Source organism: Zeimonas sediminis, from assembly GCF_023721795.1.
Lineage (GTDB): Bacteria > Pseudomonadota > Gammaproteobacteria > Burkholderiales > Burkholderiaceae_E > Zeimonas > Zeimonas sediminis.
On record NZ_JAMQYE010000001.1, the window covers coordinates 3,241,013 to 3,251,603 of the forward strand.

The 10,591-nt window shown below is 70.9% G+C and carries 10 protein-coding genes; 4 read left to right on the top strand and 6 right to left on the bottom strand.

Annotation, left to right across the window (positions count from 1 at the left end; all coding sequences use genetic code 11):
• Both trpD and trpC read left to right on the top strand, forming a co-directional pair.
• On the top strand, positions 1-1,032 hold the full coding sequence (trpD, locus tag M6I34_RS15355; protein WP_272486552.1) for an anthranilate phosphoribosyltransferase: 1,032 nt from the start codon (positions 1-3) through the stop codon (positions 1,030-1,032).
• Between the two features lie 7 nt (positions 1,033-1,039).
• Positions 1,040-1,840 carry an indole-3-glycerol phosphate synthase TrpC gene (trpC, locus tag M6I34_RS15360; protein WP_272486553.1) on the top strand — a complete coding sequence of 267 codons (801 nt, stop codon included), beginning with the start codon at positions 1,040-1,042 and terminating at the stop codon, positions 1,838-1,840.
• A 12-nt stretch (positions 1,841-1,852) separates the two neighbouring features.
• Here trpC and M6I34_RS15365 read toward each other — a convergent pair whose 3' ends face one another.
• Both M6I34_RS15365 and acuI read right to left on the bottom strand, forming a co-directional pair.
• On the bottom strand, positions 1,853-3,748 hold the full coding sequence (locus tag M6I34_RS15365; protein ID WP_272486554.1) for a M61 family metallopeptidase: 1,896 nt from the start codon (positions 3,746-3,748) through the stop codon (positions 1,853-1,855).
• 22 nt (positions 3,749-3,770) lie between these two features.
• Positions 3,771-4,766, bottom strand: coding sequence for an acrylyl-CoA reductase (NADPH) (acuI, locus tag M6I34_RS15370; RefSeq protein ID WP_272486555.1), 996 nt, complete (start codon positions 4,764-4,766; stop codon positions 3,771-3,773).
• A 14-nt stretch (positions 4,767-4,780) separates the two neighbouring features.
• On the opposite strand from acuI, the gene M6I34_RS15375 reads away from it, so the two are divergent.
• Positions 4,781-6,019 carry a hypothetical protein gene (locus M6I34_RS15375; protein WP_272486556.1) on the top strand — a complete coding sequence of 413 codons (1,239 nt, stop codon included), beginning with the start codon at positions 4,781-4,783 and terminating at the stop codon, positions 6,017-6,019.
• Positions 6,020-6,047: 28 nt separating this feature from the next.
• Here the strand turns inward: M6I34_RS15375 and M6I34_RS15380 are convergent, their stop codons facing one another.
• From M6I34_RS15380 to paaG, 4 genes are all read right to left on the bottom strand, one after another.
• Complete coding sequence (locus M6I34_RS15380; protein ID WP_272486557.1) at positions 6,048-6,479, bottom strand: PH domain-containing protein; 432 nt, start codon at positions 6,477-6,479, stop codon at positions 6,048-6,050.
• 23 nt (positions 6,480-6,502) lie between these two features.
• Positions 6,503-7,843 (bottom strand): phenylacetate--CoA ligase PaaK, encoded by a 1,341-nt coding sequence (gene paaK, locus M6I34_RS15385; protein ID WP_272486558.1) that lies wholly within the window; start codon positions 7,841-7,843, stop codon positions 6,503-6,505.
• Positions 7,840-8,232 carry a hydroxyphenylacetyl-CoA thioesterase PaaI gene (paaI, locus tag M6I34_RS15390; RefSeq protein ID WP_272486697.1) on the bottom strand — a complete coding sequence of 131 codons (393 nt, stop codon included), beginning with the start codon at positions 8,230-8,232 and terminating at the stop codon, positions 7,840-7,842. The genes paaK and paaI overlap by 4 nt, the downstream gene beginning before the upstream one ends.
• Positions 8,233-8,384: 152 nt before the next feature.
• Positions 8,385-9,173: a 2-(1,2-epoxy-1,2-dihydrophenyl)acetyl-CoA isomerase PaaG gene (gene paaG, locus M6I34_RS15395; RefSeq protein WP_272486559.1), complete on the bottom strand. Its 789-nt coding sequence runs from the start codon at positions 9,171-9,173 to the stop codon at positions 8,385-8,387.
• A 170-nt stretch (positions 9,174-9,343) separates the two neighbouring features.
• On the opposite strand from paaG, the gene M6I34_RS15400 reads away from it, so the two are divergent.
• Entirely contained in the window at positions 9,344-10,120 is a 777-nt protein-coding gene (locus tag M6I34_RS15400) for an enoyl-CoA hydratase (protein WP_272486560.1), read from the top strand.
• The last annotated feature ends 471 nt before the right edge of the window (positions 10,121-10,591 follow it).

The following is a 10,591-nucleotide window of genomic DNA, read 5'->3' on the forward strand; positions in this document are numbered from 1 at the left end:
ATGACGATCACCGCGCAGGAAGCGCTGGTGCGCTGCATCGAGCACCGCGAGATCTTCCACGACGAGATGCTCAAGCTGATGCGGATGATCATGAACGGCGAGATGTCGCCCACGATGACCGCCGCGATCCTGATGGGCTTGCGGGTCAAGAAGGAGACGATCGGCGAGATCACCGCGGCGGCGCAGGTGATGCGCGAGTTCTCGAACAAGGTCCAGGTCGACGGCGGCCCGCATTTCGTCGACATCGTCGGCACCGGCGGCGACGGCTCGCACACCTTCAACATCTCGACCGCGTCGATGTTCGTGGTGGCCTCGGCCGGTGGCACCGTGGCCAAGCACGGCAACCGCGGCGTGTCGTCGAAGTCGGGCAGCGCCGACGTGCTCGAGGCGCTCGGCGCCAACATCATGCTGGGCTCGCCGCAGGTCGCCGAGTGCATCCGCGAGACCGGCATCGGCTTCATGTTCGCGCCCAATCACCATCCGGCGATGAAGAACGTCGCGCCGGTGCGCCGAGAGCTCGGCGTGCGCACGATCTTCAACATCCTGGGGCCGCTGACCAACCCCGCAGGCGCGCCGAACATCCTGATGGGCGTGTTCCACCCCGACCTGGTCGGCATCCAGGTGCGGGTGATGGAGCGCCTCGGCGCGAAGCACGCGATGGTCGTCTGGGGCAAGGACGGCATGGACGAGGTCTCGCTCGGCGCGGCCACGATGGTCGGCGAGCTGAAGGACGGCGAGGTCCACGAGTACGAGATCCACCCCGAGGACTTCGGGCTGTCGATGATCAGCAACCGCGGGCTTCGGGTCGTCGACGCCGAGGAGTCGAAGGAGATGGTGCTCGAGGCGCTGGGCAACAGGCCCGGCACGCCGCGCGAGATCGTCACGCTGAACGCCGGCGTGGCGCTCTACGCGGCCGACGTCGTCGACTCGATCGGCGCCGGCATCGACCGCGCGCGCGAGGCGATCGCTTCGGGCGCCGCGCGCGAGCGGCTCGATCGCTTCGTGGCCTTCACCCAGCGCTTCGCGCACTGAGGCGCGCATGGCAGCCGACATCCTAGAGAAGATCGTCGCGGTCAAGCGCGACGAAGTGGCCGCCGCCTCGCGCGTGCGCCCGCTGGCCGGGATCCGCGCAGCGGCCGAGGCGGCCGGCGCTGCGCTGCCGGTGCGCGGCTTCGAGCGGGCGCTGCGCGCGAAGATCGCGGCCGGCCGCGCCGCGGTGATCGCCGAGATCAAGAAGGCCAGCCCCAGCAAGGGCGTGCTGCGCGAGGACTTCGATCCGCCGGCGATCGCCGCGAGCTACGAGCGCGGCGGCGCGGCCTGTCTGTCGGTGCTGACCGACGAGCAGTTCTTCAAGGGCTCGATGGCCTACCTGCGCGCGGCGCGCGCCGCCTGCTCGCTGCCGGTGCTGCGCAAGGACTTCATCGTCGACGCCTACCAGGTGTGGGAGGCGCGGGCCAACGGCGCGGACTGCATCCTGCTGATCGCGGCCTGCTTGTCCGACGCGCAGATGGCCGAGTTCGAGGCGATCGCGCAGGCGCTCGAGATGGACGTGCTGGTCGAGGTGCACGACGGTGCCGAGCTGGACCGGGCGCTCGCGCTGAAGACGCCGCTCGTCGGCATCAACAACCGGAACCTGCGCAGCTTCGAGGTCTCGCTCGACACCACGGTCGGCCTGCTCGACCGGATCCCGGCCGACCGGCTGGTGGTGACCGAGAGCGGCATCCTGGCGCCGGCCGACGTCGCGCGGATGCGCAGCGCCGGCGTGAACGCCTTCCTGGTCGGCGAGGCCTTCATGCGCGCCCCCGAGCCGGGGCAGGCGCTGGCCGGGCTGTTCGCCTGACCGCCTCCTGCCCTACCGCTGGCGCCGGCGGCTCGTGCCGCTAGGCTCGCCGGCCAGCCAGCCCGACAGCAGCCGGCGGGCAGCCGCGCCGGCCTTCGGGTCGGCGCTGAGCACCGCCTCGGTCGGCGCGGCAGGCGCAGGGCGCAACTCGAACTCGCGCAGCTCGTCGCGCCGGAAGGCGTGCACCCTGAGCGGCGCGCCGGCCTCGCGGCGCTCGAACAGCGCCTTCAGCGCGCGCTCGTCGGCGATCCGCAGGCCGTCGAGCGCCACCAGCGTGTCGCCGGCAGACAGGCCGGCCCGGTGCGCGGGGCCGCCGAGCAGCACCTGCGAGAGCTGCACCGCGCCGTCGCGCATCGCGAGCTTGGCGCCGATCGTCGCGCCGGCGTGGTCGGCGGCGCGCATCGCCACGCCGATGCCCAGCTTCTTCAGCAGCGACGAGATCGGCAACTCGGCCGTGTCCTCGGTCCAGGCGCGGATCTCGCGGTCGAGCCTGAGCCCCGTCGCCTCGGCGAGCAGCGCTGGAAAGCCGTCCTCGGGCAGGCCGCTTCGCTCGCCCGGCGGTTTCGAGAAGAAGTCCCGTCCGTAGCGCTGCCAGAGCAGCCGCATCACGTCGTCGAGCGAGCGGCGGCCGTTCGTGCGCGCACGGATCGCGAGGTCCAGGCACAGCGCGACCAGCGCGCCCTTGGCGTAGTAGCTGACGATCGCGTTCGGCGAATTCTCGTCCTGCCGGTAGTACTTGGTCCAGGCGTCGAAGCTGGACTCCGCCACGCTCTGAGCCAGTCGGCCCGGCCCGCGCATCACCGACGAGATCGTGCCGGAGAGCAGCTTCAGGTAGGCGGCCGAGTCGATCGCGCCCGATCGCGCCAGCATCAGGTCGTCGTAGTACGAGGTGAAGCCCTCGAAGATCCACAGCAGCCGGGTGTAGTTCTCGCGCTCCAGGTCGTACCCGGCGAAGGCCTGCGGCTTGATCCGCTTGACGTGCCAGGTGTGGAAGTACTCGTGGCTGCACAGCCCGAGGAAGGACCGGTAGCCGTCGGGCACGCCCGCCATGCCGGTGTGGGGCAGGTCGGCGCGGCGGCAGATCAGCGCGGTGCTCGACCGGTGCTCGAGCCCGCCGTAGCCGTCGCCGACCGCCATGACCTGGAACAGGTAGCGATCGACCGGCGCGCGGCGGCGCCCGGGGTCGAACAGCGCGATCTGCGCGCTGCAGATCGCTTTCAGGTCGCGCGCGAGCCGCCCCGTGTCGGTGTCGTGCAGGCCGGTGATCGCGACGTCGTGCGCGGCGCCGCCCGCTTCGAAGGAGGCGATGTCGAAGCGCCCCATCTCGACCGGGTGGTCGATCAGCTCGTCGTAGTCGGCGGCCAGGTAGCGGCCGAAGCCCCAGCGCTTCGCGCCCGCCTCGGGCAGGGTGGTGGCCACCCGCCAGCCGGCGAAAGCGCGGCCCTGCGGCGGGTCGATCACCACCTCGCAGGGCTCGTGCTCGCGGCCGGCCACGCGCAGGAACACGCTCGTGCCGTTGAAGAAGCCGTGCGTGCGGTCCAGGTGCGCGCCGCGCACCGAGAGATCCCACGCGTAGACCAGGTAGCGCACGGTGAGCGGGCCGCCGCAGCGCGCCGCCTGCCAGGTGTGCTTGTCGAGCTTGCCCAGGCCCACCGGCCGGCCCCGGCACTGCGCCTCGATCCGCACGACGTGCCGGGCGAACTCGCGGATCATGTAGCTGCCCGGGATCCAGGCGGGCAGCGCCAGCCGCTGCCCGTCGGGGTCGGGGTCGGCGATCGTCAGCTCCACGCCGAACAGGTGGGCGTCGGGGTCGGAAGGCCGGATCCGGTAGGCGATCCCGGGCCGCGCCGGCGCGCGCGAGGCGCGCGGCGCTCCCGCCCGCCGGGCGGCGTTCTTGCTCTGGGGCATCGTGGCTCCGGGGCTCGCGGGCTCAGCGGTTCACGTCGACGACGATCCGGCCGCGCACCTTGCCGGCCAGCACGTCGCCGGCCGCGCCGAGCGCGTCGGCCAGCCCGATCGTCGTGGTCATCGCGGCAAGACGGTCGCGGTCGAGTTCGCGCGCCAGGTTCGCCCAGGCGGTCTCGCGTTCCCCGCGCGGGCACATCACCGAGTCGACACCGATCAGCCTGACGCCGCGCAGGATGAACGGTGCGACCGAGGCGGGGAAATCCATGCCCTGAGCCAGCCCGCAGGCCGCGACCGTGCCGCGGTAGCGGGTCTGGGCGCAGGCATTGGCGAGCGTGTGCGAGCCCACCGCGTCGACGACGCCCGCCCAGCGCTCGCGCTGCAGCGGCTTGCCGGGCTCGGACAGCGCCTTGCGCTCGACGATGTCGGCGGCCCCGAGCGACTTCAGGTAGTCGGCCTCCTCGGGGCGGCCGGTCGAGGCCACCACCCTGAAGCCGCGCGCGGCCAGGATCGCGATCGCCACGCTGCCCACGCCGCCGGCCGCGCCGGTGACCAGCACCTCGCCCTGATCGGGCTTCACGCCTTCGCGCTCGAGCGCCATCGCGCACAGCATCGCGGTGTAGCCGGCGGTGCCGATCGCCATCGCCTGGGCAGGGCCCAGGCCGTCGGGCAGGCGCACCAGCCAGTCGCCCTTCAGCCTCGCTTTCTGCGACAGGCAGCCCCAGTGGGTCTCGCCGACACCCCAGCCGTTCAGGATCACCGCGTCGCCGGCCTTCCAGCGCGGGTCGTCGCTGGACTCGACGATGCCGGCGCCATCGATCCCGGGCACCATCGGCCACTTCCTGACGACCGGCGATCGGTTCGTGATTGCCAGGCCGTCCTTGTAGTTCAGAGTGGAGTGGGAGATCCGGACGACGACGTTGCCGTCGGCCGCGTGCTCGCCGAGCGCCGCGTCGTCGAGCTCGCGCAGGCTGGCTCGAAAGCCGGGCGCGTCGTTTTCGAGGAACAGGGATCGATGCATCGAGGGCTCCTTGCTTGGGATGCTGCGCGTTCGGGCTAGATCTTAACGGCGCAGCGGCCGATGCAGCGGGCGCATCCGTTTCCGCGCCCCGCCTGTTCTCTAGGATATGTTCTGTTCGGCAATCCCGACCCGAGGTGAAGATGAGTTTCCTGCCACGATTCCGGCATCGCGCGACCGGGCCGTCCGAGCGAGCGGCAGGTCGGCCCGCGCTCGCGGCGTGCGCCGCGGCCGCGCTCATGCTGGCCGGCTGCGGCGGCTCCACGTCGGGGGACTATCAGCCGCCCCCGCCGCCCGTCGTCTGCAGCGCCACCGGCGGCGGCGGCGGCGGCTTCGCGCTGGGCGTTTGCGCGAAAGACGTCGCATCGGTTTTCCAGCCGGTCGAGACCGTGGTCGCGCCGAGCGACGCGCCGTCGTACGCGCTCGCGCTGACCTTCCCGCCTACGCTGCCGGCAGGGCTGACCATCTCGGTGGACTTCACCTCGGCCGACCAGACACCGCTCGGCACGCGCGACACCGTCGGCGAGCTGCGCGGCGTGGCCTACGAGGACGACGCAGATGCGGCGACGGATCCCGACAACCTGGCGCTGACTGCACCCTACACCGCGCTGATCGACTTCCGCAGGGCGTGGCTGTACGACCAGGCCCTGCCCGATGGCACGAACGCGCAACAGACGATGAGCTACGCCGGCTTCGGCGTCTGGGAGCGCTTCGGCACCGCGAGCTCCGACGACGGCTATTTCGGGAGTTGGTACGCGGGCGGGTCGTCGGCAATCCTGACGACCAACTGGCCGATCGGCGCCCGCAGCTACACCGGCCTGGCGGTCGGCGTGATCAGCCCGTCGAACGCGGCGAGCGCCGGGGCGCTGCCCCAGCCTCGCAGCTACGGCTTCAGCGCCACGGTCGCGATCGACGTCGACGCCACCGGCAAGATCCTCGAGAGCAGTCGCATTTTCGACCTGAAGATCGCGACCGGCGGTACCGGAACCAATCTGACGATCGCAGGCGTGCCGCTCGACCCTATCGCCTTCGTATGGGGGGCATCGAATTTCCAGGGCCAGCCTGTGAGCGGCACGCTGCTCGGCACCGGTGGCACGGACCCCGACTCCAACGGCCTGTTCGAGGCGAGCTACTACGGCTCGAGCGAAGCCTCGGGCGAGGCGGGATCGGAAGTGGCCGGCCGCTTCCGCTTCGAAACCGGCAACGGTCTGCGCGCGGTCGGCGCGTTCGGCGCGGTGCGCGTGCCGGGGCCCTGAATCGCCTTCGTGAGGGCTTCGGCCGAAGCTAGCGCTGGCCCGTCGCCGAGCGGGCGTCCTGCACGCGCTCGCGAAGCGCCTCGATGAAGGCTTCGCGCTTGCGCGGCGAGACCAGCTGGACGCGCCCCGCGTGGACGATCCTGACCCTGCGCAGCGACAGGGCAGGGGCCGCCCAGGCGCTGCGGCTGGGCTCGACCGACGTGACGTCGGCATAGGCGATCCGCTGGCGGAAGGCCCCGCTGCGGATCAGCAGGTGGGTCGAGGCGAGCGTGTAGGTGCAGGGGTAGCCGAAGATCGCGCCCAACGCGGCAAGCAGGGCCAGCATCGCCAGGCCGGACAGGGTCTCGCGCGGCGATTCCGGGTACGCGGAGATCGCGTCGACGAGCAGGAATCCCGGCGCGAGCGCCACCGCGGCGACGAGCCAGGCGTCGACCCGCGACCGGTAGACGACGTCGGCCAAGGGAGCTCCCGCCAGCCGCCGCGTCAGCCCTTCGGTCGCTTGTCGATCACCCGCTTGGCCTTGCCGATCGATCGTTCGACCGCGCCCGGCGGCTCGACGATCACCTTCACCGACACGCCGATGTAGGACTTGATCGCGTGCTCGAGCGCGGCGGCAGCCCCGACGGCCGCCGAGCGGTCGTGGTGCTCGCCGGCCTTGAGCTCGACCCGCACCGTCAGCGTGTCCATCGGGCCTTCCCGGTTCAGCTCGCACACGTAGTGCGGCGCCAGGTTCGGCCGCTGCAGGATCAGCTCCTCGATCTGCGACGGGAACACGTTGACGCCGCGGATGATCATCATGTCGTCGGAACGGCCGGTGATCTTCTGCATCCGCCGCATCGTGCGCGCGGTGCCCGGCAGCAGCCGGGTCAGGTCGCGCGTGCGGTAGCGGACGATCGGCAGCGCCTCCTTGGTCAGCGAGGTGAAGACGAGCTCGCCGAACTCGCCGTCGGGCAGCACGCGGCCGGTCTCCGGATCGATCACCTCTGGATAGAAATGGTCCTCCCAGATCGTCGGGCCGTCCTTGGTCTCCACGCACTCGTTGGCCACACCCGGGCCCATCACCTCGGACAGCCCGTAGATGTCGACCGCGTCGATCGCGAGCCGCTTCTCGATCTCGGCCCGCATCTCGTTGGTCCAGGGCTCGGCGCCGAAGATGCCGATGCGCAGGCTCGCCTCGCGCGGATCCAGACCTTGCCGCTCGAACTCGTCGGCGATCGCCAGCATGTAGCTCGGCGTGACCATGATGACGTCGGGCCGGAAGTCGGCGATCAGCTGCACCTGCCGCTCGGTCTGCCCGCCTCCGAAGGGCACCACGGTGAGGCCCAGGCGCTCGGCGCCGTAGTGCGCGCCCAGCCCGCCGGTGAACAGGCCGTAGCCGTAGCTGACGTGCACCATGTCGCCCGGGCGCGCGCCGGCCGCGCGGATCGACCTTGCGACCAGGTTCGCCCAGGTGTCGATGTCCTTCTGCGTGTAGCCGACCACGGTCGGCTTGCCTGTCGTGCCGCTCGACGCGTGGATCCGGACCACCTTGTCGCGCGGCACCGCGAACATCCCGAACGGGTAGGTGTCGCGCAGGTCGCCCTTCGTGGTGAACGGGAAGCGGCCCAGGTCGTCCAGGGTCTTCAGGTCGTCCGGGTGCACGCCGGCCGCCTCGAAACGGGCGCGGTAGTGCGGGACGCTGTCCCAGGCGTGGCGAAGCGTCTGGCGCAGCCGCTCGAGCTGAAGCGCCCTCAGCTCGTCGATGCTCGCGTTCTCGATCGGCTCGAGAGGAAAGCCGCCGGCCGACAGTCGAACGCTCGATCCGGGGGAAGCCTGCTTCGTCATTTCGTCTCCTCGAAGAACTGGCCTTTGATCGTGGCCGACTTGCCGCGAAAGAGCGCGATCAGCTTGCCGTCCTGGTCGCGAACGCTGATGTCGTAGACGCCGTGTCGACCGGCGAGGTGCCGTTCGACGCCCTCGGCGGTCAGCACGTCGCCGTCGTGCGCGGGTGCCAGGAAGTCGATCGAACAGCCGGCGGCCACCGCGCGCTGGTTGTGGCTGTTGCAGGCGAAGGCGAAAGTGGTGTCTGCCAGCAGGAAGATGTAGCCGCCGTGGCAGATCCCGTGGCCGTTTGTGAGTTCGGGGCGTACCTTCAGCCGCATTCGCGCCCGGCCCGGCCCGATTTCGAGCAGCTCGATGCCGAGGTGTCGCGAAGCGCGGTCGTCGGCCATCATCAGGCGGCCGACCTCGCGGGCGCGGGCTTCGGCGCCCGGGCCCGCGTCGGCGCGCTCGCGCGCCCCTGGGTCGGCGCCCTCGGCCCGGCCGGCTTCGGAAGCGTTCATTCGGGTCTCCTCGTGTTGCAGGGGGCCGACCGTCTCCCGGCGGTTCAGCGCCCGGTGAAGACCGGCTTGCGCTTCTGCAGGAAGGCGTTCACGCCCTCGGCGTAGTCCTGCGAGGCGCCGAGTTCCCGTTGCAGGTCGCGTTCCAGGTCCAGCGCCTGGTCCAGCGTGTTCGTCTGCGCGGCGCCGATCGTGCGCTTGATCGCCGCCAGTGCGCGGGTCGGCATCGCGGCGAGCCGGGCCGCCAGTCCCTCGACTTCGGCGTCGAGCGCCTCGTCGTCGACGCATTTCCAGATCAGCCCCCACTGCTCGGCGCGCTCGGCGCTCAGCCGTTCGCCCAGCATCGCCAGTGCCATCGCGCGAGCGTGCCCCACCCGCTGCGGCAGCAGCCAGGTGCTGCCCGAATCGGGCACCAGTCCGATGTTCACGAAGGCCTGCAGGAAGGAGGCGCTGCGCCCGGCCACGACGATGTCGCAGGCCAGCGCCAGGCTCGCGCCCGCGCCGGCCGCGATGCCGGAGACCCGCGCGACGATCGGCTTGGGCAGCGCCCGCAGGCGCCGGATCAGCGGGTTGAAGTTCTGCTCGATCAGCTCGCCCAGATCGGTCATGTTCCCCGGCTCGAAGGACAGGTCGGCCAGGTCCTGGCCCGCGCAGAAGGCGCGCCCGGCGCCGGTCAGCAGCACTGCCCGGATCGCGTCGTCGCTCTCCACGCGGTCCATCGCGTCGCGCAGGTGCGCGTGCATCGTGCGCGAGAAGGCATTGAGCTTGTCGGGCCGGTCGAGCGTGATCCGCGCGATGCCGGCATCGACGTCCAGGCGTACGGTCCTGGCTTCCATGGTGTCTCCTTCGGGGTCTCTGTATGTCTTGCGTCGCGGCGCGCGGGCGCCCGCGCGGCGCCGCGCGGGCCGCATCGGTGCCGCACGGTTCGAACCGGTGCCGCCATGGACGCAGTTTAGCCGGACTCGGCATGGCAGAATCGATCCGACACCTTCCAGGAGACAAGCGAATGTCCGACCCGATGATCCTCGTCGAGACCCGCGATCGCGTGGGCCTGATCCGACTGAACCGCCCCAAGCAGCTCAACGCGCTGAACGACGCGCTGATGGACGAACTGGGCGCCGCGCTGCTCGCCTTCGACGCCGACGACGGCATCGGCTGCATCGTGATCACCGGCAACGAGAAGGCCTTCGCCGCCGGCGCCGACATCGGCGCGATGGCGAAATGGGACTACATGGACGTCTACCGCACCGAGTACATCACCCGGAACTGGGAGACGATTCGCCGGATCCGCAAGCCGGTGGTGGCCGCAGTGGCCGGCTACGCGCTGGGCGGCGGGTGCGAACTGGCGATGATGTGCGACATCGTGATCGCGGCCGACACGGCCAAGTTCGGCCAGCCCGAAATCAAGCTCGGGGTGATCCCCGGCGCCGGCGGCACGCAGCGCCTGCCGCGTGCCGTTTCCAAGGCCAAGGCGATGGACCTCTGCCTGACGGGCCGCATGATGGACGCCGCCGAGGCCGAGCGTGCCGGCCTGGTCTCGCGGGTCGTGCCGGCCGAGCGGCTGCTCGACGAAGCGATCGAGGCCGCCACGATCATCGCGTCGTACTCTCTGCCCTCGGTGATGATCGCCAAGGAGGCGATCAACCGGGCCTGGGAGACCACGCTGTCCGAAGGCATCCTGTTCGAGCGGCGGGTCTTCCACTCGCTGTTCGCGACCGAGGACCAGAAGGAGGGCATGGCGGCCTTCGTCGAGAAGCGCAAGCCGGCGTTCCGGCATCGCTGACCCGGCCGGGCTCAGCCCGGCCCTGCCCGGCGCAGCTCCCCGGGCCGGCTCGCGCGGCTTCCGGCGGCTCGCTACGGCCCGGCGGGAACCGGCAGGCCGGCGCTTCGCGGTGGCCCGATTTGCACCGAAGCAATCGCTCTGCTAGAGTTCGCCCCCTTTCGGCACCCCGGCAGCTCGAACGGCCGGCGGGGAGACGAAAGCGAAGCAGCCCGAAAGGGCTGCGGGAAGCGGGCAGAAGGGCCCGCGGGACGCCCAGGCCGAAAGGCCCGGCGGCCGCGGATCCGGTGGGTCGTTCCGATGCGGCGCAGCAGGCGCCGGCAAGAAATCGAAACGATCCGCTTGACGGGTGAAAATTCCCCCGTCATAATCTCGCTTCTCTGCTGATCGCGACCTTCTGCAAATGCAGCGCGATCGAGTTCTTTAACAATCCAGCAGTCGATAAGTGTGGGCGTCTGGGCGAGAGCGCCAAGC